Origin of the sequence: Diaphorobacter sp. JS3051, from assembly GCF_015832135.1 — a bacterium.
Classification (GTDB): Bacteria; Pseudomonadota; Gammaproteobacteria; order Burkholderiales; family Burkholderiaceae_C; genus Diaphorobacter; species Diaphorobacter nitroreducens.
The window spans coordinates 298,593-320,057 of the sequence record NZ_CP065406.1; the positions used below are offsets into that span (position 1 = coordinate 298,593).

Here is a 21,465-nt window from a genome sequence, read left to right on the forward strand (position 1 = left end):
GCGGCATGAAACCCAAGGGCAAATGATCAAAAACAATAGCTGCCAGCGCTTACCCAGCAAGCGCTAGAGCCCAAAAACCCTCAAGCCGCTCTCTCCACGTGCCCCTGCCGCGTGTAGAGAAAGTCGATCACCGCCTTGCGGCACTGCAGGTACCGCGCATCCTCCGCCAGCGCCACCCGGTTGCGCGGGCGTGCAATGCCCACGTCCAGCACCTCGCCAATGGTGGCGGCGGGGCCGTTGGTGAGCATCACGATGCGGTCGGACAGCAGCACGGCCTCGTCCACGTCGTGCGTGACCATGACCACGGTGCTGCGCGTGCGCGCCACGATCTCCAGCAGCTCGTCCTGCAGCCGTGCACGCGTGAGCGCGTCCAGCGCGCCGAAGGGCTCGTCCATCAGCAGCACCTGGGGCTCCATCGACAGCGCGCGTGCGATGCCCACGCGCTGCTTCATGCCGCCCGATATCTCGCCGGGGCGCTTGTGCGCGGCATGGGCCAGGCCCACCAGTTCCAGCGCGGCGTGGGTGCGCTCCTTCAGCCGGGCCTTGGACTCGCGCGCGCCGAACACGCGTTCCACGGCCAGGTGCACGTTGCCTTCGCAGGTCAGCCAGGGCAGCAGCGAGTGGTTTTGGAACACCACCGCGCGCTCGGGACCGGGGCCCTTGATCTCGCGCCCGGCGCAGATCAGCGCGCCGGCGGTGGGCGTGGTCAGGCCCGCGATCAGGTTCAGCAGCGTGCTCTTGCCGCAGCCCGAGTGGCCGATCAGTGCCACGAATTCGCCCCGGGCGATGGCCAGGTCGATGCCGCGCAGCGCGGGAAACATGCCCTTGGCGGTGCGGAAGGTCTGCTCGACCCCCTGGATCTGCAGGAATTTTGCGTCGCTCATGATTGCACCTCCTCGAACGTGAAGGCCGTGGCCAGCCGGACCAGCGCCCATTCCAGCAGCAGGCCCACGCCGCCGATGACGAAGATGGCCACCAGGATGTTGGTGACGTTCAGGTTGTTCCACTCGTCCCACACCCAAAAGCCAATGCCCACGCCGCCGGTGAGCATCTCGGCCGCCACGATCACCAGCCAGGCCGTGCCCACGGCCAGGCGCACGCCGGTCAGCATGTAGGGCAGCACCGCCGGGAACAGGATGGTGGTGGCGATCTTCCATTCGCTCAGGTTGAGCACGCGCGCCACGTTCATGTAGTCCTGCGGCACGCGTTGCACACCCACGGCGGTGTTGATGACCATGGGCCAGATGGAGCAGATGAAGATCGTCCAGATGGCGGCCGGGTTGGCGCCCTTGAACACCAGCAGGCCGATGGGCAGCCACGCCAGCGGCGAGACGGGCCGCAGCAGGCTGATGACCGGGTTGCACATGCGCGAGAGGAACGCGAAGCGCCCGATCACGAAGCCCGCCGGTATGCCCACCAGCGCGGCCAGGCCGAAGCCCACGGCCACGCGCTGCAGGCTGGCCAGCACGTTCCAGCCCACGCCCTGGTCGTTGGGGCCGTTGCGGTAGAACGGGTCGCTGAAGATCTCCACCGCCTGCGCCCAGGTCTGCAGCGGGCCAGGAATGCTCTGGCCCGTGGTGGCCGAGACCACGGCCCACAGGCCCAGCAGCAGGCCCACGCCGCACAGCGGCGGCAGCACGGCCAGCCAGAGGGCGTTCCAACGCTGGCGCGCGTCGCTGCGCGGGGGTGGGCTGGCAGGCCCTGAGGCTTTTGGGCCTGCAGCGCTTGTGGGATAAGCGCTGGCAGCTATCGGTTTGGAAGCATCGGACGCGCCGGCCGGCGCTTGCGGCTCCAGCGGGCTGTGAAAGACGGCACTGACCATGGTTTCTCCTGGTGGGGGTGGGGCGATCGGGGCGTCAGGCCTTGAGCTTGAAACCGTCGGCGTACTTCGCGGGGTCCTTGCCGTCCCAGACCACGCCATCCACCAGCTTGTGGCTGCGCATGTCGCTTGCGGGCAGGGGGGTCTTCGCGGCCGTGGCGGCTTGGCGGTACACGTCGGTGCGGTTGATGGCCTTGGCCACGCCCAGGTAGTCCGGGTGGTCCTTGAGCAGGCCCCAGCGCTTGTGCTGGGTCAGGAACCACATGCCGTCGGACAGGTAGGGGAAGTTCACCGCGCCGCCGCCATAGAACTTCATGTGGTCGGGGTCGTCCCAGGTCTTGCCCAGGCCGTCCTGGTAGCGCCCCAGGATGCGCTGGTTGATGGCGTCCACGCTGGTGTTCACATAGGCCTTGCCGGCGATGGTCTCGGCCATCTGGTTCTTGTGGGCCAGGCTTTCGTCGATCCAGCGGCTGGCCTCCAGGATGGCGGCCGTCACGGCGCGCGCGGTGTTGGGGTACTTCTGCACGAAGTCGGCGGTGGTGCCCAGCACCTTTTCGGGGTGGTCCTTCCAGATCGCCTGCGTGGTGGTGGCGGTGATGCCGATGCCGTCCATGATGGCGCGGTGGTTCCAGGGCTCGCCCACGCAGAAGCCGTCCATGTTGCCCACGCGCATGTTGGCCACCATCTGCGGGGGCGGCACGGTGATGACCTTGGCGTCCTTCAGGGGGTGGATGCCGTGCGCGGCCAGCCAGTAGTACAGCCACATCGCATGCGTGCCGGTGGGGAAGGTCTGCGCAAAGGTGTACTCGCGCCGTTCCTTGGCCATCAGCTGGGCCAGGCTTGCGCCGTTGACGGCCCCCTTGTCGGCCAGCTTGCGCGACAGCGTGATGGCCTGGCCGTTGTGGTTGAGCGTCATCAGCACGGCCATGTCCTTCTTGGGGCCGCCCACGCCCAGATGCACGCCGTAGACCAGGCCGTAGAGCACATGGGCGAAGTCCAGCTCGCCGTTGACCAGCTTGTCGCGCACGCCGGCCCAGCTGGCCTCCTTGGTGGGGATGATCTTCACGCCGTACTTCTGGTCGATGCCCAGCACCGATGCCATGACCACGCTGGCGCAGTCGGTGAGGGGGATGAAGCCGATGCGCACCTCTTTCTTCTCGGGGGCGTCCGAGCCCTGGGCGTGCACCAGGGCACGCAGCGCGGGGCTCACGCCCACGGCGCCCACGGTGGCCGCCTGCAGCACGGTGCGTCGGGGGATTCGGGTGTGGAGCAGATCGGTCATGCAAGAGTCCTTTGGGGTCGTCAAAAAAGCAGTGCAGCAACGGAAAAAGGCGTCCTCACGCCGCGCGGCCGGCGCATGTGCGCTGTCCGAGCGGGTGGGGACGCCTTTGTCCTGGGAGCCCGGCCCTTCCGCCGTTGGAAGGGCCTGGTGCGTGACCAGCGGTGGTCACCGGGCCTGTTGCAAGCGGTGTGCCATCTTTGGGGTTGCTTTTATTTTGATAGCTGTTTGCGCTTGATGGTCGGGCGTTTCAGGCCTTTTTTGTTTGAAAGCCTCATCCCTGTGTGGCGCGGCATCGGATGCACCGCATTTGTGCAATGCACAAACCAGCGCATCAACCCAGCAAATCGGCCGCGTCCAGCATGCGCTGCGCCACCTCGGCCAGGCGCAGGCCGCGGTCCATGGCGGCGCGGCGCAGCCGCTCGTAGGCCTGCTGCTCGGTCAGGCCCTGGCGCTGCATCAGCAGGCCCTTGGCGCGGTCGATGGTCTTGCGCTCGTGCAGGGCGGTGCGTGCCTGCGCCAGTTCGGTGCGCAGCGCCTGTTCGTGGGCAAAGCGGGCCAGCGCCACCTCCAGGATGGGGCGGATGCGCTGCGGCGCCAGGCCCGCGACGATGTAGGCCGTCACGCCCGCGGCCAGCGCGTCCTTCACGTGGCGCGTGTCCTCGTCGTTGGTAAACATGACGATGGGGCGGGGCGCCTCGCGCGTGGCCATCACCACATGCTCCAGCGCGTCGCGGGCCTCGCTTTCGGCGTCCACGATCACCAGGTCGGGCTGCAACTGGGCCAGGCGCTCGCCCAGGAACATGTCGCCCGGCAGCGTAGCCACGAGGTTGAAGCCGTTCTCCAGCAGCCCGATGCGCAGCGCGCGCGAACGCTCGGCCTGCAGCGCCGCGTGCGCGTCGCCGTCGGCCGCCAGGTCCGGCGCCACCACCACGATCCGCAGTTGTTCAGTCATGCCGCAGGCGCCAGCAAGAAATACGCCACACCCGCCCCGATGCGTTGTGGAAGATTGCCGAAACGCACCGGTTGGGGCCGCGGGCAATTCCCCTGGCGCGGGCGGCATCCTTTCGCGAACATCCTGTCACATATCCACATGAATGAGAGAGGAGTCGACTGTGCAGCAGGGAATCAAACGACGCGGTTTTTCCGCCAGCCTGGGGCTGGCGGCGTTGGGAGTGGGCGGGTGGATCACGGGATGCAGCAAGGTGCCGGACACCATCAAGATCGGTGTGGCGCAGCCCTTGTCCGGCCCCTTGGCGGGTCTGGGGCAGGACCTGCTCAATGGCGTGAAGCTGGCGGTGGACGAGATCAACCGATCCGGCCTGAACGTGGACGGCAAGCGCGTGACGCTGTAGGTGGTGGCGCAGGACGACCGCGCGGACGCCGCTTCGGGCAAGGCGGCTGCGCAGCAGCTGCTGGAATCGGGCGTGGTGGCCGTCATCGGGCACTTGAACTCGGGCGTGAGCCTGGAGACCGCGCCCATCTATGCCGCCAAGGAGGTGCCGCAGCTCATCATCTCCACCAACCCGCGCATCACGCAGCTGGGGCTGGCCACCACCTTCCGCATCGTCGCCAACGACAACCTGCAGGCGCGCGCCATCGGCGCGTTCGCGGCCGCGCAGCTCAACGCCGATGCCTACGCGGTGGTCGACGACGGCTCGCCCTACGGCAAGGGACTGGCCGAGGGCGCGGCCGCGCAGTTGCTGGCGGCCAAGAAGCACATCGCCGTGCGCCAGAGCTTCGACGACAAGACCGTGGCCTTTGCCGAACTGGCGGCCCGGCTCAAGGAGGCGCAGGTGCGCGTCATCGTCTGCATGCTCAACGACTTCCAGGCGCTGGCGCTGCTGCAGGAACTGCAGAAGCTGGGCCACAGCCGTGTGGCGCTGCTGGGCGGCGACCTGGTGAAGACGGCCGACATGGCCAAGGGCATGGGCGTGATCGACGGGATCTACGCCACCTCGCCGGTGCTGGACGTGGCCGAATTCACCACCGGCCGCCAGTTCCTGGAGAAGTACATCGCCGCCTTCCAGAAGCCCCCGGCCTATGGCGGCCACTACACCTACGACGCCGTGTACGTGGTCAGCGAGGCGATCAAGAAGGCCGGCTCCGCCGCGCCCGCCGACATCACACGCGCGCTGCGCGGCATCAACGGCTACGCCCCCGTCACCGGCACCATGGCCTGGGACGGTCAGGGCGAGCTGCGCTATGGCGCCGTGGGCGTGTACGAGCTGCGCAAGGGCCAGTGGGAGCTGCGCATGCGCTCCGACCGCTGGTAGCCGCCGTCCGGGTATGCGCGGGCGTGCGATTGCCCCCGGTCCGGCGGGCGCGGGGGGCGGCCACTACACTCGCGGGCATGAGTCAGCTGATCCTCGGTATCGAATCTTCCTGTGACGAAACCGGCGTGGCCCTGGTGCGCGCCGGCGAGGGCGGCGCCGTGCCCGTGTTGCTGGCGCATGCGCTGCACAGCCAGATCGACATGCACCAGGCCTATGGCGGCGTGGTGCCCGAGCTGGCCAGCCGCGACCACATCCGCCGCGTGCTGCCGCTGACCCGCGAGGTGCTGCGCGAATCGGGCGAGCGCCTGGAGGATGTGGACGTGGTGGCCTACACGCGCGGGCCGGGCCTGGCGGGTGCGCTGCTGGTGGGCGCGGGCGTGGCCTGCGCGCTGGGCGCAGCGCTGGACAAGCCCGTGCTGGGCGTGCACCACCTCGAAGGCCACCTGCTATCACCGTTCCTGAGCAGCGACCCACCCGAATTCCCGTTCGTCGCGCTGCTGGTGTCGGGCGGGCACACGCAGCTCATGCGCGTGGAGGGCGTGGGGCGCTACGAGATCCTGGGCGAGACCATCGACGACGCGGCGGGCGAGGCCTTCGACAAGTCGGCCAAGCTCATGGGCCTGGGCTATCCCGGAGGGCCGGCGCTGTCGCGCCTGGCCGAGCAGGGCAGCGCCACCGCGTTCAAACTGCCGCGCCCGCTACTGCACAGCGGCGACCTGGACTTCTCGTTCGCAGGCCTGAAGACCGCCGTGCTGACCCAGGCCAAGAAGCTGGGCGACGAACTGTCCGCGCGCAAGGCCGACCTGGCCGCGAGCACCGAGGCCGCCATCGTGGAGGTGCTGGTCAAGAAGACGCTGGCCGCCCTTCAGAAAACAGGGCTCCAGCGCGTGGTGGTGGCCGGCGGCGTGGGCGCCAACCGGCATCTGCGCGCGCAACTCAACGCGGCCTGCGCGCGAGCCAAGGTGCGTGTGCACTACCCCGAGTTGCACCTGTGTACCGACAACGGCGCCATGATCGCCATGGCCGCGGCCATGCGCCTGCAGGCCGGGCAGCAGCAGCCCAACCGCGATTACGCCTTCGACGTGAAGCCGCGCTGGCCGCTGGACGCCATCACGCTCGCGGCCTGAAGATATGGGTCAAAATAGGCTCCAGCGCTTGTCTATCAAGCGCTGGTAGCTCACATTTTGGTAGCAAGCTAGAACGGGTAGTGGCGCGGCGCGGTCTGCACCGTGATCCAGCGCAGTTCCGTGAACTCGCGCACGCCCGCCATGCCGCCAAAGCGCCCCCAGCCCGACTGCTTCACGCCGCCAAAGGGCATCTGCGGCTCGTCGTGCACCGTGGGGCCGTTCACATGGCAGATGCCGGACTCGATGCGTGCGGCCACGTTCCAGGCGCGCGCCACGTCGCGCCCGAACACGGCGGCCGACAGGCCGTAGGTGGTGTCGTTCGCGGTGGCGATGGCTTGCTCCACGCCGCGCACCCGCACGATCGCCTTGACCGGGGCAAAGGTCTCCTCGTGGTAGATGCGCATGGCGGGCGTCACCCGGTCCAGCAGCGTGGCGGGCATCAGCGGGGTGTCGCTTTTGCCGCCGCACACCAGCGTCGCGCCCTGTGCCAGCGCGTCGTCGATCAGCGCGTTGCAGCGCTGCACGGTGGCCATGTCCACCACCGGGCCCAGCACCACCGGGCCCTGGCGCGGGTCGCCCAGCGGCAGGGCACGGGCGCGTTCGGCCAGTTGGTGCACGAACGCATCGGCCACAGCCTCGTCCACCACCAGGCGCTCCGTGGACATGCAGATCTGCCCCGAATTGGCGAACGCGCCAAACACGGCGGCGTTCACGGCGGCATCCACGTCGGCATCGTCCAGCACCACCAAGGGGGCCTTGCCGCCCAGCTCCAGCACCACGGGCTTGAGGTGGCGCGCGCAGGTTTGCGCCACCAGCCGCCCTACCTTGGTGGAGCCCGTGAAGTTCACGCGGCGCACGGCTGGGTGGGCCACCATGGCCTCCACCACGTCGGCCGCATCGCCGGGCGCATGGGTGATGAAGTTCACCACGCCCGCGGGCAGGCCGGCGTCGTGCAGCGCCTCGGCAATGAGGCGGTGGGTGGCCGGACAGGTTTCCGAGCCCTTGAACACCACCGTGTTGCCGCAGGCCAGCGGCGTGGCAATGGCGCGCACCCCCAGGATGACCGGCGCATTCCACGGCGCCATGCCCAGCACCACGCCGGCGGGCTGGCGCACGCCCATGGCCAGGCTGCCCGGCATGTCGGACGGGATCACCTCGCCGGCGATCTGCGTGGTGAGGGCGGCGGCCTCTTGCAGCAGGTTGGCGGCCAGGTGCACGTTGAAGCCGGCCCAGGCGGCAGAGGCGCCGGTCTCGGCCGCCATGGTGGCGGCGAAGGCATCGGCGCGCGCCGTGAGGGCCTGCGCGGCGCGCTGCAGCAGGTCGCGCCGCGCGGCGGGGCCCAGCGCGGCCCACGCGGGAAAGGCCTGGGCGGCCGCGTGCACGGCGGCCACGGCGTCTTCGGGGGTGGCCGCAGCGGCCGTGGTGGCAATGCGGCCATCCAGCGGGTTGCGGCGCTCGAAGGTGGCGCCGCCCGAGGCGGGCCGCGGCGCGCCGTCGATCAGCAGGGGAAGAGGGGGCATGGGAACTCCTTTGCGAGGGGCGGCCACGGCGGCGAGGCCACCCGGGCGTGTGGCACGCAAGGGTAGCAGCGTGCCACGCCACGGGTTCTCCGGTTTTCTTTACAAAAGTTCATCTGCCGCAGGTGGCGCTGACAAGGAGCGCTGTAACAATTGCCCTCATGTTTGCCGCAGCGCTTCCTTCTCGCTCCCGCCGTCGCCCGCGCGCTTCGGCGCCACTGGCCTTGCTGGCCGCCCTGGTGCTGGCCGGTTGCGCCACGCGGCCGCCTCCCGCGCTGGAGGGGGCGGTGGCCACTCCCGCCGCCTGGGCCGGCCAGGGGGCAGTGCAGGGCGGCGCGGCCGCGACCCCGCAAGACCTGGCCCAGTGGTGGCGGCAGCTGGGCGATGCGCAGCTCACCGGCCTGGTGGAACGCGCGCTGCAGTCGCACACCAGCATGCGCAGCGCACGCGCCGCCGTGGAGCAGGCGCGTGCCCAGCGCGACGTGCAGGCCGCCGGCCTGCTGCCTTCCGTGAACGCATCGGGCTCCGCCCAGCGCAGCCGCAGCAATGGCAGCACCGGCAACACTTTCCAGGCGGGACTGGACGCGAGCTGGGAGCCCGACCTGTTTGGCCGCCTGTCCAGCGGGGTGCGCGCCAGCGAGGCCGACCTGCTGGCCGCCGAGGAAGGCGTGGCTGCCGCCCAGGTGGCATTGGCCGCAGAGGTGGCGGTGAACTACATCAGCCTGCGCAGCCAGCAGCAGCGCCTGCAGATTGCCCAGCAGAACCTGGCGGCGCAGAGCGAAACCGCGCAGATCGTCCAATGGCGTGTGCAGGCGGGGCTGGCCAGTTCGCTGGCGGCCGAGCAGGCCCGCGCCGCCGTGGAGCAGACCGCCGCCCAGGTGCCCACGCTGCAGGCGGGCATCGCGCAGGCGCGGCATGCGCTGGCGGTGCTCACCGGCCAGCCGCCCGCGGCGCTGGACGCTGCCCTGGCCGCGCCCGCGCCCGTGCCCCAACCGCCGGCGGACCTGGCGCTGGCCTTCCCCGCAGACACGCTGCGCCAGCGCCCCGACGTGCGCCAGGCCGAGCAGCGCGTGCGCGCCGCCTGGGAGCGCGTCGCCCAGGCCGAGGCGCAGCGCATGCCCAGCCTGCGCATCAGCGGAACGCTGGGCCTGCGCGCCCTCACGCTGGGCGCGCTCACGGGTGGGGGCGCCACGGTGGCGTCGCTGCTGTCCAGCGTGTCGCTGCCGGTGTTTGATGGCGGGGCGCTGCGTGCCCAGGTGCGCGCGCAGGAGGCTGCGCTGCAGCAGGCGCAGGTGGGCTACGAGGAATCGGTGCTCGGCGCGCTCAAGGATGTGGAAGATGCGCTCGTCGCGCTGCAGGGCGACCGTGACCGACTGCAGCGCCTGTCCGCCGCGGCCGAGGCTGCGGGCAACGCGGCGCTGCTGGCGCAGAACCAGTATGCGAGCGGGCTGGTGGACTTCCAGACCGTGCTGGACACCCAACGCACGCTGCTGTCCGCGCAGGACAGCGTGGCCAGCACGGCCGCCAGCGTGAGTACCGACCATGTGCGCCTGTACAAGGCGCTGGGAGGCGGCTGGCCCGCACCCTGAGCGGCCCCCCAAAAAACCTGCTGAATGACCCGGCGCTGCCGCCGACGCGGCGCCTTCCCAGGCAAGAACCATGACCGACCAAGAATCTCCAAGCTCTTCCAGCGCCCCCGCTTCCCATGCCGCCGCGGCGGCCCCGCAGCGCCTGCAGGCCCTGCTGGGCGACGGCCTGCATCGGCGCTGGTGGCAGAGCATTACCCTGTGGCTGGCCGTGCTGGTGCTGGCCGCCGCTGCCGGCGGCTGGTGGTACTGGCAGGACCGCCAGCGCGCCCAGGCGGCGCCGCGCTATGTCACGCAGGAGGTGCAGCGGGGGCAGATCACGCTCACCGTGGCGGCCAACGGCACGCTGCAGCCCACGCGGTCGGTGAACATCGGCAGTGAACTCTCGGGCACCGTGCGCCGCGTGCTGGTGGACGTGAACGACCAGGTCAAGAAGGGCCAGGTGCTGGTGGAGCTGGACACCACCAAGCTCGACTCGCAGGTGCTGCGCTCGCGCGCTTCGGTCGCGTCGGCGCAGGCGCGCCTGGCACAGGCGCAGGCCACCATGCAGGAGGCGCGCGCCAGCCTGTCGCGCCTGGAGGAGGTGGCACGCCTGTCCGGCGGCAAGGTGCCTTCGGCGGCCGAGCTGGACACCGGCCGCGCCGCCTACGAGCGCGCCCAGGCCGACGAGGCCGCTGCGCGCGCCAGCGTGCAGGATGCGCGCGCGGCGCTGGCCACCGACGAGACCAACGTCACCAAGGCCTCCATCCGATCGCCGATCGACGGGGTGGTGCTCTCGCGCGCGGTGGAGCCGGGCAATGCCGTGGCCGCGTCGCTGCAGGCGGTGACGCTGCTCACCCTGGCAGAGGACCTGACCAAGCTGCGCCTGGAGGTCAACGTGGACGAGGCCGACGTGGGCTCGGTGCGCCCGGGCCAGAAGGCCACCTTCACCGTGAGCGCCTACCCCTCGCGGCGCTACCCGGCGCGCACCACGCGCGTGGCCTTCGGCTCCACCAAGACCGACAACGTGGTCACCTACATCACCTACCTGGAGGTGGACAACGGCGATCTGAGCCTGCGCCCCGGCATGACGGCCGCGGCCACCATCACCTCCACCGAGCGCAATGACGTGCTTACCGTGCCCAACACGGCCCTGCGCTTCAAGCCCGCGAGCGCGGCGGGGGACACCCCCCAGGCAGGCCGGCCCGGTGCACAGGGCAGCTCTGGCGCAAGCGCGGGCGGCAGCGGCGGCATCATGTCCCAGCTGATGCCGCGCATGCCGCGCCCCTCGGGCCAGCGGCGCAGCGCGGGCGCGGACGGCAGCCGCGGCGACGGCCCCCAGCGCCAGGTGTGGGTGCTGCAGGACGGCGCGCCCAAGCCCGTGCGCGTGAAGACCGGCATCAGCGACGGCCGCGTCACCGAGGTGGAGAGCGACGAGCTGCAGCCGGGCATGCAGGTCATCACCGACCAGCTTGCGAGCGGGGCGAAGCCATGATGGCGCCCGCCGATGCGCAGCCGCTGATCCGCCTGCGCGGCATCACCAAGGTGTACGGCGAGGGCGCGCTGGCCTTCCAGGCGCTCAAGGGCGTGGACCTGGACATCGACAGCGGCGACTTCGTGGCCATCATGGGCCCCAGCGGCTCGGGCAAATCCACGGCCATGAACGTGCTGGGCTGCCTGGACCGGCCCACCGCGGGCACCTACCTGTTTCGCGGGCTGCCGGTGCACTCGCTGTCGCGCGACGACCGTGCGCGGCTGCGGCGGCGCTTCCTGGGCTTCGTGTTCCAGGGCTTCAACCTGCTGGCGCGTACCTCGGCGCAGGAGAACGTGGAGCTGCCGCTGCTGTACCGCGGCGAGAGCACGGCCGCGCGCCATGCGGCTGCGGCCCGCGCCCTGGACGCCGTGGGCCTCAAGGGCTGGGAGCACCACACACCGGCCGAGCTGTCCGGCGGCCAACAGCAGCGCGTGGCGATTGCGCGCGCCATCGTCACCGAGCCTACGGTGCTGCTGGCCGACGAGCCCACCGGCAACCTGGACACGCAGCGCAGCCGCGAGATCATGGAACTGCTGTGGCGCCTGAACACCGAGCAGGGCATCACCGTGCTCATGGTCACACACGAGCCCGACATGGCGCAGTACGCACGGCGCATCGTGCGCTTCGTGGACGGGCGCATCGAAAGCGACGAGCGCAATCCGCACCCGCATGCGCAGGTGTCCCGGGAAGCGCCTGCAAGTGCAGGCACGGGGGAGGTGGCGCCATGATGCTGCTCAACTCTCTGCTGCAGGCGCTGCGCTCGATACGGCGCAACCTGATGCGGTCCTTTCTCACCGTGCTGGGCATCGTGATCGGCGTGAGCGCGGTGATCACCATGGTCACGCTGGGCAACGGCGCCACGCTGGCGGTGCAGGCGCAGATCTCCAGCCTGGGCACCAACTTGCTGCAGGTGCGGCCCGGCCAGCGCATGGGGCCGGGCGGCAGCGGCGGCGCGCCGTGGTTCAAAGAGGCGGACGCGCAGGCCATAGGCCAGCAAATTGGCGGCATCCTGGCCGTTGCCCCTGAAGCCCGCACCAGCGCCACCGCAGTGGCCAATGGCCGCAACTGGGCCACCAGCGTGCTGGGCAGCACCAACGAATGGCTGCAGACCGGCAACTGGACGCTGGAAAGCGGGCGCGAATTCACCTCCGACGAGCTGCGCGTGGGCGCTGCCGTGTGCCTGATCGGCCAGACGGTGCGGCGGGAGCTGTTCGCCGGCGGCGATGCGCTGGGTGAGCGCGTGCGCGTGCGCCAGTTTTCGTGCGAGGTGGTGGGCGTGCTGGCCTCCAAGGGGCAAGGCGCCTTCGGCAACGACCAGGACGATCTGGTGCTGCTGCCGCTCAAGACGCTGCAGCGCCGCGTGACGGGCTCCACGCGCGTGCCGACGCTGCTGGTGTCCATGAAGGATGGCAGCGACCCCGAGCGCGTGAAGGCCAGCCTGACCGAGTTGCTGCGCGAACGCCGCAAGCTGGCCGACACCGACGATGACAACTTCAACGTGCTGGACACCAAGCAACTGGCCGACACCTTCTCGGGCACCACGCGCGTGATGACCACGCTGCTGGGCGCGGTGGCGGCCGTGAGCCTGCTGGTGGGCGGCATTGGCATCATGAACATCATGCTGGTGAGCGTGACCGAGCGCACGCGGGAGATCGGCCTGCGCCTGGCCATCGGCGCGCTGGAGCGCGAGGTGCTGATGCAGTTCCTCATCGAGGCCGTGGTGCTGGCTGCTTTGGGCGGCCTCATCGGCATCGTGCTGGCCACGGGCGCGTCGATTGCGCTGGCGCAGGTGATGGGCATCCCCTACGTGTTCCACGCGGGCGTGAACCTGCTGTCGTTCGTGTTCTCGGCGGGCATCGGGGTGCTGTTCGGCTACTTCCCGGCCCGCCGCGCCGCGCGGCTGGACCCCATCGAGGCGCTGCGCCACGAGTGAGGCGCTGCGATGGGGCAGCACCCGGCCGCGGCGTTCGATGCGGACAGGCGCCGGACTGGACAAGCCGGGACAAGGCCCCACATGCGTCGAACGCGGACGGTTTAGTCGGAGTCTCGCTGTGGTGTGCCCTGGAAGAGGATCAGGTTAAAAATGGGCGGTAGCGCCCATCCGGCAAGCGGCAGTAGCTAGATAAAACATAGCAAATGGGCGGCCGCCCGGCCGCCCTGGAATCAGGCGACGCTCTGCGTCTTGTCAGTCGATGGCCAGTCGAACGGCGCTGCTCTGCGGCGGCTTCTTGGCCAGCACCAGGGTGAGCACGCCATGTTCCAGTCGCGCCGTGCTGGCCTGCGGGTCGATGTCCTGCGCCAACTCCCATGCACGCTGCACGCGCCGGGGCGCACCTTCGGCGCTGGCGACGCGCACTTGGTTGCCTTCGATCGTGACCGCGAGTTGCTCGCGCGACAGACCTGGCACGTCCAGCTGCACGGTGATGGCCTTGTCGTCCTGCTGCACGTTCACGCCAGTGGCGCGTGCATCGTGCGGCGCGGCGGCGGGGGCAGTGAGCGTGTGGTGCAGGAAGCGTTGCAGGGCGGCGTCTCCCACGCGCGGTGCGACATAGGTGGCGTGGCGGATCACGGGGGCGAAAATCATGTCGGAGGCTCCTGGGTCAGACGCGGCACGGGTCGGCCGCATGGACCGCACATGTGTTTGCGTGCGGTGTTTTTCAAGAGTGCCCCACCGCGCGGATGGAACGTCGCCTTGCAATGGGTTACAACGAGCGCGCGCGGGAGGGACATCGCTCAGGCTTCACAATGCGGCCCTGCTGCGGATTTTTCTAGCTGATGCCCGTGTCTCGATTCCCACGCCTTTCCCCTTCGCTTCCCTGGGCTGCCGGCTGGGCCTGGTGGCCTGCGCCCTGCTGGCTGGCTGTGCCCACATTCCCGACACCATGCCCGGCCTGGACCGCAACCTGCAGTTCTCGCCCAACGACTTCGATACCGCCGGCATGCACACGCGCCACATGGCGGCGCCGCAGGCCAGCACCTGCGAGGCGGCCCGGCGGGCGCTGCTGAGCCAGGGCTACATGGTGCACGTGGCCTCCAGCGACACGGTGGCGGGCCGCAAGTACTACCAGCCCCACACCGACGTGCACTACGTCGTGGAGATGCGCGTGGTCTGCGCATCCGAAGGGCAGGGCGACGAGCGTACGTCGGCCTTTGCCAGCGCGCTGCAGGACCGCTACGTGATCAAGAAGATCAACAACTCGGCGTCGCTTGGCGTCGGTGGCATCGGCTCGGTGTCGCTGCCCGTCACGGCGATCGACGACACGCTGGTGAAGGTGGGCAGCGAGACCATCGCCGATCCGCAGTTCTACGAGCGGTTTTTCCAGCTCTTCGAGCAGTTCGTGCGCGCGGCGCCCGTGGTGCCGGCCGCGCCGACGGTGGCGGCCAAGCCAGCCCTGCACGAGCGCGAAGCCGTCCCGCACGCTGCGGTCGCCGCGACCGTTGCGGCGCAGCCGCCTGCCGCTGCTGCTGCAGCCGCCACCGCCAGCCCGGCTGCAGAGTCCAGCACCCCTGCGCCCATGGTTCCCGCCGGGGAGCAGCCGCGCACGCAGGCGTCCGCGCAAGCGCCTCAGCCAGCGCCAGAATCGCAGCCGGCCGGCGCATCCGACGGCGCACCTGACGGCGCGGCGCCGCCGGGCATCCAGCAGCTCATGGCCCAGTGAATTCCATTCTTCGTGAGCCAGCGCGCCGCTGCGCTGCCATCTTTTCCTGCTTGTGCCCGTTGCCATGATGATCCTGCCCCGCCGCCATGTTCTACGCGCCTGTGCGTTGGCTCTGTCCTCCCTGCTGGGCGTTGCGGCGCCGCTGGCCGGTGCGGCGGCGCCGCCCCAGGGCGCGCCGATCCGCGTGGCGCTGATCGAGAGCCTGTCCGGCAGCTTTGCCAATACCGGCGAGGCGGTGTTCCGCAACATCGCCTGGGCCATGGAACGTGTGAACGCGCGCGGCGGCGTGGCACTGCCCCCTGCGGCGGGCGGGGCGCGGCCGCTGATGCTGGTGCGCTACGACAGCAAGGGCACCAACGAAGAGGCGCTGTCCGCGCTGCGCTCCGCCATTGACGGCGGCGCGCGTTTCGTCATGCAGGGCAACTCATCGGCCACGGCCACTGCGCTCATCGACGCGATCAACAAGCACAACCAGCGCGAGCCCGGCAAGCGTGTGGTGTTCCTGAACTATTCGGCCGTGGACCCCGCCCTCACGAACGAGAAGTGCAGCTTCTGGCACTTTCGCTTCGACGCGCATGCCGACATGCGCATGGCAGCGCTCATGGAGGTGGTCCGAGAGGACAAGGCCCTGCAGCGCGCCTACCTCATCGGGCAGGACTACAGCTTCGGCCAGGCCGTGCTGCGCGAAGCCCGGCGCCAGCTGGCCGCGCAGCGGCCCGATGTCGCCATCGTCGGCGACGAGCTGCACGCCGTGGGCCGCGTGAAGGACTTCGCGCCCTACGCCGTGAAGATCAAGGCCAGCGGCGCGCAAGCCGTCATCACGGGCAATTGGGGTAATGACCTCACGCTGCTGGTCAAGGCTGCGCGGGAGGTGGGCTACGACGGCATGTTCTATACCTTCTACGGCAACGCGCTCGGCGCGCCCGCGGCCCTGGGCGATGCGGGCGTGGGCAAGGTGGTGGCCGTGGCCGACTGGCTGCCCAATCTGCCCACGCAGGGCAGCGAGACCTTCTACCGTGCCTTCCGCGAGCGCTTTCCCAGCCCGCAGGACGACTATGTGCACATGCGCATGCAGCTCATGGTCGAAGCGCTTGCGCAGGCCCTGCAGCAGGCGGGCAGTGACGATCCGTTGGCCGTGGCGCGCGCGCTGGAGCATGCCAGTGTGCGCCTGTACGGCCAGGCAGGCGCCATGCGCGCGCAAGACCATCAGTTCCAACAATCGCTGGTCATAGGCGTCATGGACCGCCAGGGCGCGCCGGGTGTGAAGTTCGATGTGGAGGGTTCAGGCTACGGCTTTCGCGTGGTACGGCAGATCGCGGCGGACAAGGCGCAAATGCCCAGCACCTGCCAGATGCAGCGGCTTTGATCACAGCCACGCGGGTAGATAACGGCTCAGCAGCAACCCCGCAACCAGCAGCCAGGCAAACAGTGCAGCGGCCAGCAGCAGTGGCTTGAGGCCCGCGGCGCGCACGGCATGCACATGCGTGGTGAGCCCCAGGGCCGCCATGGCCACGGCCAGCAGCAGGTCGTCGAGTCGCACACCGGCCTGTACCAATGCCGGAGGCAGCATGTCCAGCGAGTTCACGCCTGCCATGGCTACGAAGCCCAGCGCAAACCACGGGATGGTGATGGCGCCCGGGCTGCCTGTCTCCCCCCGGCTCGCGTCCGAAGCCTGTTGAGCACGCAACAGGAGGAATGACAGGATGAGCAGGAAGGGCGCCAGCATCATCACGCGCACCATCTTCGCGATAACGGCGGTGCTGGCGGCATGGGAGCTGATGGCTGTGCCGGCGGCCACCACCTGAGCCACCTCATGTACTGTGGCGCCCACATACAGGCCGTACTGCTGCGCATCCATGCCGATCCAGCCCCCGGCGGCGTTCCACCGGTAGAGCGCGGGATACAGGAACATGCCCACCGTGCCGAACACCACAACGGTGGCCACAGCCACGGCAACATCCTGGGGGCGTCCCCTGGCCACGGGGGCTGTGGCCAGCACCGCCGCCGCACCGCAAATGGAGCTGCCTGCACCGATGAGCAGCGTGGTGCGCCGGTCCAGCCCCAGCACCCGCTGGCCCAGCCAGCAGGCCAGCCCAAAGGTGCTGGCCAGCGCCAGGGCGTCGACGGCAACGCCACCCCAGCCCATGTGGGCGATGTCCTGGAAGGTCAGACGCAGGCCGTACAACACGATGCCTGTGCGCAGCAGCTGCTGTTTGGCCAAGCCCACGCCGGGCGCACAGGTCTGTGCCAGGCGTGGGTATAGGGTGTTGCCTAGCAGCAGCCCGAACACGATCGCGAGCGTCAGGGTACTCAGGCCATGCCCTACAAAAAACGGTTGACCGGCCAGGTGCAGCGCGCCCGCCGCGATGGCGCCGCTCAGCAGCAGCCCTGGCAGCCAGCGGACTGGCTCGGTAGTGAAGGAGGCGAGGGTAAGCGGAGCAAGGGGCATGACAGCGGCCGCTGGTAAAAGGTCCTTACGGCAGGCGCCCACTTTAGAAATATTAGTTATATTTGTATAACAAATACTTTTTGTAAAATCTACCTGGAAAACTGGTTCGTCTTATGCTGCATATCACCTTGCGCCAGCTCGAGATATTCAGCGCCGTGGCGCAAAGCGGCTCCACGGTGGCTGCGGCACACGTGGTGGCGCTGTCGCAGTCGGCCACCAGCGCGGCGCTGCAGCAGCTGGAGCATTGCCTGGGCGCGCCGCTGTTTGAGCGCGCGGGCCGCAGCCTGGTGCTCAACGATGCGGGACGTGCACTGCTGCCGCAGGCGCTGGAGCTGTTGGCGCAGGCGCACACCATCGAGCAGGCCTTTGGCGCGCAGAGTGCGGTCCTGCCGGTACGCCTGCGCGTGGCGGCCAGCACCACCATCGGCAGCTATGCGCTGCCCCGCGTACTGGCCGCCTTTGCGCGCAGCCACCCACAGGTGAGCGTGGACCTGCAGATCGGCAACACGCGCGAGGTGGCACACGCCGTGCAGGCGCTGGAGGCCGACCTGGGGCTGATCGAGGGCGCCAGCCACTGGCCGGGGCTGCAGGTCCAGCCTTGGCAGCGTGACGAGCTGGTCATCGTCTCCGCACCACACGACCCGTTGGTGAAGGCAGCTCAAGCCCGGCCGCTGGGCGCGGCCGCATTACGCAGTGCGCGCTGGCTGCTGCGCGAGCAGGGGTCAGGTACGCGCGAGATGGTGGAGCACGCTTTGCTGCCGCGTCTGCACCAGCTGCCCTCAGCCGCTACGCTAGGCAGTTCTGAGGCGATCGCGCGCTGCGTGGCCCAAGGGCTGGGCATCAGCTGCCTGTCGCGCGTGTTGGTGCAGCCGCTGCTTGATGCCGGCGAACTGGTGCTGCTGTCTACCCTGCTGCCGCGCATGTGGCGCCATTTTTCGCTGCTCCAGCGCGCGGGGCATAGGCAATCGCCCACGCTGGCAGCCTTCGTGCAGACTTGCCAGGCGCATGCCCGAGGGACGCCCGCATGAGACGGGTGCGCCGCTACCGTGGCGTGGCACGCGCCGTTGCGATTTCACGGCCCAGCTCAATCACCGCCATGGCGTAGTAGCTCGACCAGTTGTAGCGCGTGATCGCATAGAAGTTCTCGGTGCCGGCCACGTAGCTGGGCGCCTCAGCGCCATTCTGCAGTTCCACCAGCGCTAATGGACCCGTGTGCTGCGCGCCTTCGCTCTGCACGTGCGCCCCTTGGGCCGCCATGCTGGCGACGCTGAAAGTGGGCAGGATGTCCGGCGCCAGCAGCGCGTCCAACTGCAGCGTGGCCGCGTCGAACGCCACTGCGTAGTGCGTGGGCATGCCGCTCTGCCAGCCGTGGCCCACGAAGTAGTTGGCCACGGAGCCGATGGCGTCCTGCGCGCTGCGCCACAGGTCGATGCGGCCGTCGCCGTCGAAATCCACCGCGTAGCGCGACCAGCTCGACGGCATGAACTGCCCCAGACCCATGGCGCCCGCGTAGCTGCCGCGCGGGGTGTGCGGGTCGATGCCCGTGCGGTCCATGAGGGTCAGAAACTGCTCCAGCTCGCGCTGGAAGAACGCGCGCCGCTCGGCCGCGCGCGGGTGTGCGTCGGGAAAGTCGAAGGCCAGCGTGGCCAGCGCGTCGATCACCCGCAGGTTGCCCATGTGCTGGCCGTAGAGTGTCTCCACGCCGATGATGCCCACGATGATCTCGGCGGGCACGCCGTATTGCGTTTCAGCGCGTGCCAGCGCTTCGGCGTTGTCCTGCCAGAAGCGCAGGCCCGCGCGGATGCGCGTGGGCTCCACGAAGCGCGCACGGTAGGCCGCCCAGTTCTTGGGCGTACCCCGCGCGGGCGGCAGCACCAGGCGCGGCACCTGGGGCAGCAGCCGCGCTTGCCCGATCGCCTGGCGCACCCATTCGCGGTCCAGCCCGCGCCGCTCTGCCAGATCGTCGGCGAACTGCATGGCCTGCGCACGTTGCGCATAGTGGTAGGTGGCCGCGGTCTTGGTGGCTGTCTTTTTAGAATGATTTTGGGCTAAAGCGCTTATGGGTAAAGCGCTGACAGCTATGAAAAATGTAGCTTTTGCAAGGGTGCGGATCATGGGGCAGAGGGGCGTGGATTCTGCGCGGTGGGCCAGGGCAGGCGGCGCAATTCGCGCTGCAGGTCGGCCAGCAGGGCGCGGGGTTCGGGGGCGTAGCGGGCCTGCTCCACGCGCAGCAGCCACTGCGCGGCGGCTTCGGCGGGGGCGCCCAGTTCGGCGCGCGCACGCGCGGCCATGGTGCGTGGCGGCAGGTGGGGTGGCAGCGGCAGGCCGGCGCGTGCCAGTCGCTGGCGGGCCTGCAGCAGCAGGCGCTGCCAGGGGTCCTGGCGGCTGCGCTCCCACAGGGTCCAGCCTGCGCCCGTGGCGGCGGCCAGCGCGGCCAGCAGGCCCAGCAGGCGCACCAGGTCCTGCCAACTGGGCGACTGCAAGCCCAGCGACTTGAGCAAATCGAGCTGGCGCCCCTGGGTGTAGTTCAGCACCCATTGGTTCCAGCCGTTGTTCACGGCCTCCCACACCGACCGCAGACGGCGTACCAGCGAAGGGTTGACGACGGCATCCATCGCGGTGCCCAACACGCCGCGTGGCGCCTGCAATCGCTGGAACTGGCCGATGCGCCCCGGCGACACGGCCCCCGTGGGGTCCACGCGCACCCAGCCGCGGCCCTCCAGCCAGACCTCGGCCCAGGCGTGTGCGTCGCTCTGGCGCACAGTCCAGTAGCCGTCGATGTCGTTCATCTGACCACCCTGGTAACCGGTGACGATGCGCGATGGCACGTCCAGCGCGCGCATCAGCACCACGAAGGCCGAGGCGATGTGCTCGCAAAAGCCTTCCTTGCGGTCGAACCAGAACTCGTCGGCGGTGTGCTCGCCGTACACGCCGGGCTCCAGCGTGTAGGTGTAGCCGCCCGTGCGCAGCCGTGCCAGCGCGGCGTCGATGTAGGCCTGTGCCCCGCTGGCGGCCACGCGCGCCGCGATCGCGGGGTCGGCCTGCATCTGTTCGGCCAGGGCCAGGGTGCGGGGGTTCATCTCCGCGGGCAGTTCCACGTAGCCGTTCAGCAGGGAGGTGCGCCGCGTGGGGCCGTGGGTGAAGCGCAGGTGGCTTTCGGCGCGGTAGCGCAGCACGCTGGAAATGGGCCGGCTGGCGGACCATAGCAGTTCGGGCGACATCATCGCGCCAGTGCCCTGTGGGAGTTCGGGCCGCTCCTGCACGGCGTCCAGCGTCAGCAGCCAGGGGCGGCGGCTGGGCTCCAGCGTGACCTCGTAGCGCACGGACTCACCCTGCATTTGCAGGTTGGCCGGCGTGGGGTAGGCCCAGGTGATGCCGCGCGCCTCGGGCTGCGACAGCGCATACCAGTCACGCCCGTTGAAGGCCGTGAGCACCGGGCCGCGAAAGTACAGGCTGCTTTGCGGCGGTGGGGCTCCGCCCGGCGTGTCAAAGCGCACGCGCAGCGCCACGCTGTCGTCCAGCACCAGCGACGCCATGCTGCCGATGGACATCTCCCCCGACAGGCCGCTGCGCCCCGAGCGCGCATCGTCCGGCACGCCCCACAGCGGTGCCATGCGCGGAAACAGCAGGAACAGCGCCACCATGATGGGCGCGCCCAGCAGCGCCATGCGCGCGGCGGTGCGCATGGAGGCCGCCAGCGGCGGCCGCCCCACCGGCATGTGGGCGTTGACCAGCGCGGTGAGCAGCCCGAGCAGCGCCACCAGCAGGGCGGCGGCCGTGGGCAGCGACTGCGAGAAGAAGAAGTTGGCCAGCAGCGTAAAGAAGCCGAGGAAGAACACCACCATGGCATCGCGCCGCGCGCGCAGCTCCAGCGTCTTGAGTGCCAGCAGCACCACGATCAGCGTCACGCCCGCGTCGCGCCCGACGATGGTGCGGTGCGACAGCAGCGTGAGCGCCACGGCCGCCGCAAGCAGTGCGCCAATCACCCAGCGCCCCGGCAGGGCACGCGCGCCCACGGCCAGCCAGCCGCGCCAAGCCAGCAGCGCTGCGGTCAGCGCGCTGGTCCACAGCGGCAGGTACGCGGCCAGCGGCGCCACGCAACAGGCCACCACCGCCAGCAGGAACAGGGTGTCGCGCGCTTCGCGCGGCAGGTGCGAAAGCCGCTGGGCCAGATTCACGTCGAGGCTCCCGCGCGTCGATAGGGGCTGCTATTGAATGAATAGCTGGTCGCGCTTATTGG

The 21,465-nt window shown here is 69.7% G+C and carries 17 protein-coding genes and 1 pseudogene; 9 read left to right on the forward strand and 9 right to left on the reverse strand.

The genetic code is table 11. From position 1 onward, the window contains the following. Window positions 1–80: 80 nt before the first annotated feature. The 4 genes from I3K84_RS01420 to I3K84_RS01435 form a co-directional block, all read right to left on the reverse strand. Window positions 81–884 (reverse strand): ABC transporter ATP-binding protein, encoded by an 804-nt coding sequence (locus I3K84_RS01420; protein WP_047350493.1) that lies wholly within the window; start codon window positions 882–884, stop codon window positions 81–83. Continuing rightward, entirely contained in the window at window positions 881–1,822 is a 942-nt protein-coding gene (ntrB, locus tag I3K84_RS01425; RefSeq protein ID WP_088886412.1) for a nitrate ABC transporter permease, read from the reverse strand. The genes I3K84_RS01420 and ntrB overlap by 4 nt, the downstream gene beginning before the upstream one ends. A gap of 34 nt (window positions 1,823–1,856) precedes the next feature. Then, window positions 1,857–3,101: a CmpA/NrtA family ABC transporter substrate-binding protein gene (locus I3K84_RS01430; protein WP_047350492.1), complete on the reverse strand. Its 1,245-nt coding sequence runs from the start codon at window positions 3,099–3,101 to the stop codon at window positions 1,857–1,859. A gap of 331 nt (window positions 3,102–3,432) precedes the next feature. Further along, a complete protein-coding gene (locus I3K84_RS01435) occupies window positions 3,433–4,053 on the reverse strand; it encodes an ANTAR domain-containing response regulator (protein WP_011805986.1) in 621 nt (206 codons plus the stop codon). A 142-nt stretch (window positions 4,054–4,195) separates the two neighbouring features. Between I3K84_RS01435 and I3K84_RS01440 the strand changes: the two are divergent. After that, window positions 4,196–5,374 (forward strand): annotated as a pseudogene (locus I3K84_RS01440) (branched-chain amino acid ABC transporter substrate-binding protein). A gap of 77 nt (window positions 5,375–5,451) precedes the next feature. Continuing rightward, on the forward strand, window positions 5,452–6,501 hold the full coding sequence (tsaD, locus tag I3K84_RS01445) for a tRNA (adenosine(37)-N6)-threonylcarbamoyltransferase complex transferase subunit TsaD (protein WP_103738014.1): 1,050 nt from the start codon (window positions 5,452–5,454) through the stop codon (window positions 6,499–6,501). Between the two features lie 68 nt (window positions 6,502–6,569). On the opposite strand, the gene I3K84_RS01450 is transcribed toward tsaD, so the two are convergent. Then, a complete protein-coding gene (locus I3K84_RS01450) occupies window positions 6,570–8,021 on the reverse strand; it encodes an aldehyde dehydrogenase (protein ID WP_196995357.1) in 1,452 nt (483 codons plus the stop codon). A gap of 158 nt (window positions 8,022–8,179) precedes the next feature. Here I3K84_RS01450 and I3K84_RS01455 point away from each other — a divergent pair, with 158 nt between their 5' ends. The 4 genes from I3K84_RS01455 to I3K84_RS01470 all read left to right on the forward strand — a co-directional run bounded on the left by I3K84_RS01455 (window position 8,180) and on the right by I3K84_RS01470 (window position 13,050). Further along, window positions 8,180–9,607 carry an efflux transporter outer membrane subunit gene (locus I3K84_RS01455; protein ID WP_103738012.1) on the forward strand — a complete coding sequence of 476 codons (1,428 nt, stop codon included), beginning with the start codon at window positions 8,180–8,182 and terminating at the stop codon, window positions 9,605–9,607. A gap of 70 nt (window positions 9,608–9,677) precedes the next feature. After that, on the forward strand, window positions 9,678–11,078 hold the full coding sequence (locus tag I3K84_RS01460; RefSeq protein WP_196995358.1) for an efflux RND transporter periplasmic adaptor subunit: 1,401 nt from the start codon (window positions 9,678–9,680) through the stop codon (window positions 11,076–11,078). Beyond that, on the forward strand, window positions 11,075–11,845 hold the full coding sequence (locus I3K84_RS01465) for an ABC transporter ATP-binding protein (RefSeq protein WP_172207317.1): 771 nt from the start codon (window positions 11,075–11,077) through the stop codon (window positions 11,843–11,845). The genes I3K84_RS01460 and I3K84_RS01465 overlap by 4 nt, the downstream gene beginning before the upstream one ends. After that, window positions 11,845–13,050, forward strand: a complete 1,206-nt coding sequence (locus I3K84_RS01470; RefSeq protein ID WP_172209299.1) for an ABC transporter permease — start codon at window positions 11,845–11,847, stop codon at window positions 13,048–13,050. Before I3K84_RS01465 ends, I3K84_RS01470 begins: the two co-directional genes overlap by 1 nt. Before the next feature lie 252 nt (window positions 13,051–13,302). Here the strand turns inward: I3K84_RS01470 and I3K84_RS01475 are convergent, their stop codons facing one another. Next, window positions 13,303–13,701, reverse strand: coding sequence for an Hsp20/alpha crystallin family protein (locus I3K84_RS01475; RefSeq protein ID WP_172207315.1), 399 nt, complete (start codon window positions 13,699–13,701; stop codon window positions 13,303–13,305). A gap of 298 nt (window positions 13,702–13,999) precedes the next feature. Between I3K84_RS01475 and I3K84_RS01480 the strand changes: the two genes are divergently transcribed. Together I3K84_RS01480 and I3K84_RS01485 are read left to right on the forward strand one after the other, a co-directional pair. Beyond that, on the forward strand, window positions 14,000–14,776 hold the full coding sequence (locus tag I3K84_RS01480) for a DUF2242 domain-containing protein (RefSeq protein ID WP_231403388.1): 777 nt from the start codon (window positions 14,000–14,002) through the stop codon (window positions 14,774–14,776). 64 nt (window positions 14,777–14,840) lie between these two features. Continuing rightward, a complete protein-coding gene (locus I3K84_RS01485) occupies window positions 14,841–16,142 on the forward strand; it encodes a branched-chain amino acid ABC transporter substrate-binding protein (protein WP_196995359.1) in 1,302 nt (433 codons plus the stop codon). Here I3K84_RS01485 and I3K84_RS01490 read toward each other — a convergent pair whose 3' ends face one another. Beyond that, entirely contained in the window at window positions 16,143–17,225 is a 1,083-nt protein-coding gene (locus I3K84_RS01490; protein WP_011805975.1) for a YeiH family protein, read from the reverse strand. A gap of 113 nt (window positions 17,226–17,338) precedes the next feature. Here I3K84_RS01490 and I3K84_RS01495 point away from each other — a divergent pair, with 113 nt between their 5' ends. After that, the gene (locus tag I3K84_RS01495; RefSeq protein ID WP_011805974.1) at window positions 17,339–18,253 is read left to right on the forward strand and encodes a LysR family transcriptional regulator; all 915 of its coding nucleotides are present in this window, start codon (window positions 17,339–17,341) and stop codon (window positions 18,251–18,253) included. 13 nt (window positions 18,254–18,266) lie between these two features. Here the strand turns inward: I3K84_RS01495 and mltB are convergent, their stop codons facing one another. Together mltB and I3K84_RS01505 are read right to left on the reverse strand one after the other, a co-directional pair. Then, window positions 18,267–19,340, reverse strand: a complete 1,074-nt coding sequence (mltB, locus tag I3K84_RS01500) for a lytic murein transglycosylase B (protein ID WP_011805973.1) — start codon at window positions 19,338–19,340, stop codon at window positions 18,267–18,269. Continuing rightward, window positions 19,337–21,403, reverse strand: a complete 2,067-nt coding sequence (locus I3K84_RS01505; RefSeq protein WP_196995360.1) for a DUF3488 and transglutaminase-like domain-containing protein — start codon at window positions 21,401–21,403, stop codon at window positions 19,337–19,339. Before I3K84_RS01505 ends, mltB begins: the two co-directional genes overlap by 4 nt. Window positions 21,404–21,465: the final 62 nt, after the last annotated feature.

Bases quoted from the DNA above. Each gene is read 5' to 3' on its own strand.
- I3K84_RS01470 (WP_172209299.1), top strand. From the start codon at position 11,845: ATGCTGCTCAACTCTCTGCTGCAGGCGCTGCGCTCGATACGGCGCAAC.
- I3K84_RS01475 (WP_172207315.1), bottom strand. From the start codon at position 13,701: ATGATTTTCGCCCCCGTGATCCGCCACGCCACCTATGTCGCACCGCGC.
- I3K84_RS01485 (WP_196995359.1), top strand. From the start codon at position 14,841: ATGATGATCCTGCCCCGCCGCCATGTTCTACGCGCCTGTGCGTTGGCT.
- I3K84_RS01495 (WP_011805974.1), top strand. From the start codon at position 17,339: ATGCTGCATATCACCTTGCGCCAGCTCGAGATATTCAGCGCCGTGGCG.
- I3K84_RS01465 (WP_172207317.1), top strand. From the start codon at position 11,075: ATGATGGCGCCCGCCGATGCGCAGCCGCTGATCCGCCTGCGCGGCATC.
- I3K84_RS01460 (WP_196995358.1), top strand. From the start codon at position 9,678: ATGACCGACCAAGAATCTCCAAGCTCTTCCAGCGCCCCCGCTTCCCAT.
- I3K84_RS01480 (WP_231403388.1), top strand. From the start codon at position 14,000: ATGCCCGGCCTGGACCGCAACCTGCAGTTCTCGCCCAACGACTTCGAT.
- I3K84_RS01430 (WP_047350492.1), bottom strand. From the start codon at position 3,101: ATGACCGATCTGCTCCACACCCGAATCCCCCGACGCACCGTGCTGCAG.
- ntrB (WP_088886412.1), bottom strand. From the start codon at position 1,822: ATGGTCAGTGCCGTCTTTCACAGCCCGCTGGAGCCGCAAGCGCCGGCC.
- mltB (WP_011805973.1), bottom strand. From the start codon at position 19,340: ATGATCCGCACCCTTGCAAAAGCTACATTTTTCATAGCTGTCAGCGCT.
- I3K84_RS01435 (WP_011805986.1), bottom strand. From the start codon at position 4,053: ATGACTGAACAACTGCGGATCGTGGTGGTGGCGCCGGACCTGGCGGCC.
- I3K84_RS01450 (WP_196995357.1), bottom strand. From the start codon at position 8,021: ATGCCCCCTCTTCCCCTGCTGATCGACGGCGCGCCGCGGCCCGCCTCG.
- tsaD (WP_103738014.1), top strand. From the start codon at position 5,452: ATGAGTCAGCTGATCCTCGGTATCGAATCTTCCTGTGACGAAACCGGC.
- I3K84_RS01420 (WP_047350493.1), bottom strand. From the start codon at position 884: ATGAGCGACGCAAAATTCCTGCAGATCCAGGGGGTCGAGCAGACCTTC.
- I3K84_RS01455 (WP_103738012.1), top strand. From the start codon at position 8,180: ATGTTTGCCGCAGCGCTTCCTTCTCGCTCCCGCCGTCGCCCGCGCGCT.
- I3K84_RS01490 (WP_011805975.1), bottom strand. From the start codon at position 17,225: ATGCCCCTTGCTCCGCTTACCCTCGCCTCCTTCACTACCGAGCCAGTC.